Origin of the sequence: Magnetospirillum sp. SS-4 (genome assembly GCF_902729425.1) — a bacterium.
Classification (GTDB): Bacteria; Pseudomonadota; Alphaproteobacteria; order Rhodospirillales; family Magnetospirillaceae; genus Phaeospirillum.
This window is the reverse complement of the sequence record NZ_CACVCH010000126.1, coordinates 1-1,448: the sequence shown is the minus strand read 5'-3', so window position 1 is coordinate 1,448 and position 1,448 is coordinate 1. Positions and strand designations below refer to the sequence as shown.

The 1,448-nt window shown below is 48.5% G+C and carries 1 protein-coding gene and 1 pseudogene; both read right to left on the bottom strand.

Annotated features, from left to right (window positions below; translation table 11 throughout):
* Window positions 1-371 precede the first annotated feature (371 nt).
* A complete protein-coding gene (locus MTBSS4_RS18715) occupies window positions 372-1,142 on the bottom strand; it encodes a hypothetical protein (protein WP_173984890.1) in 771 nt (256 codons plus the stop codon).
* A pseudogene (locus MTBSS4_RS18710) lies at window positions 1,135-1,448 on the bottom strand (hypothetical protein); the annotation flags it as partial. The pseudogene MTBSS4_RS18710 and the gene MTBSS4_RS18715, both read right to left, overlap by 8 nt.

Below are 1,448 nucleotides of genomic sequence, written 5' to 3'. Positions count from 1 at the left end.
CCCCCCCTGATGGTGGTGGTCGAGGCCGGTGGCGGCGACTATCTGGCCGGGCAGTGCGCCGCCCTCGGGCTGCGGCTGTCCGATCATCCCGTGGCGGGGAATGTCTGTTTCAACGAGTTGGGCAAACCGATTTTGGCCATAAGCTGAGAAAATATGGCCGTAAGCTGAGAAAAACCTACCAGATCATGGCATAAGTTGCGAAAAGTCTACGCATACAAGATGTTGCGGCCTATGCCTGTGCCATTATACCGCCTGATGTAGGCGGATGCGATGGCAGTTTAGCGCCCATGGCTGTCGTTCCCGAGGGCCAGAACTAGTTCTCGACAGCAGATACTGCAATTTAGTGCGGTGTCACCGTAACCTTCGTCGTCCTAGAGTGGGAGGGCTAGTTGATGTGGCGTTAACCTGGTTGGTGAATAAAGTTCTCTTGAGGCCAAATTAAATATTTTTTTGGCAATTTCCTCAAGATATGGCGCAGACAACATTGGGCGTGCATAAGATTTTTGCTCTGCAGTTACTATCTCTAGCGGATGGAATATTTTAAGCATTGTATTCATGTGAATAATTAGGCGCCTTGAAAATAAAGGATGGTGAATAGCAGCCATTCGCAAGGTGCGCACAACTGCCCCTATTGGATTAGGGTTTTCCTGCAAGTTGACGTCTATGATTTTTTCAGACAGATCTGCAAAGTAATTGTCAGAGCAAATAATTCTTCCGTCATCAATGCAGTAGGCTACAGCATCCCAGTTGAAAAAAGTTGTTAATGGTAACGTTGAAAAATCAGATTTTGTAACGTGTCCGTGCTGGAATGCCCACGTATTATCTAACGCCCAAACGTCAAACGCCTGCTTACCAACCGAAAAACGGTATCCGCCGAACCTGTTTTTGGCTGGCTTCCATTTAAATAGACGACGCTCTATATCATATAGACTTTGACTATCGACGACGATGTCAACGTCAGAATGAAAATTTCTACTACCTAGAAGACAAAGATCACGCAATAGGCCACCAAAAATGGCCGAAGGTCCAACATCCCTTAGAGCCTCCAAGACGATCGAAATTTGGTCGCGCGTAGCAGGCCGCTGCCAAAGGAAGTACCTGAGGCGGCTCCTAAGCGTTTCTCTGCTTATGCAGCTAGGCATCCACGGCTCGCAGTTCACGGCCGTGAAGTGCCTTAAGCTCTCGATAAAGGTTCAGCGCATAGGAGTCAGTCATGCCGGAAACCATGTCGATGACGAGTTGAATCTCCCGGTACCTGATGGGGAGATTTTTTGCATCAACAAAGGCGCGCCGATAATTCTCAGAAATGCGTCCATATACGTAGTTCGCGAACGGGTCCGTACGAGACTGAGTTTCCTTGGTGTCGGTTAATTGTAAGTATTCGGTGCGATTGGTCACCGCTTCCCACAACATGTCCATAAGTCCTTCGATAACGATTGCGCCCTCTA

Coding starts and splice junctions, on each gene's coding strand:
- MTBSS4_RS18715 (WP_173984890.1), bottom strand. CDS start 1,142: ATGCCTAGCTGCATAAGCAGAGAAACGCTTAGGAGCCGCCTCAGGTAC.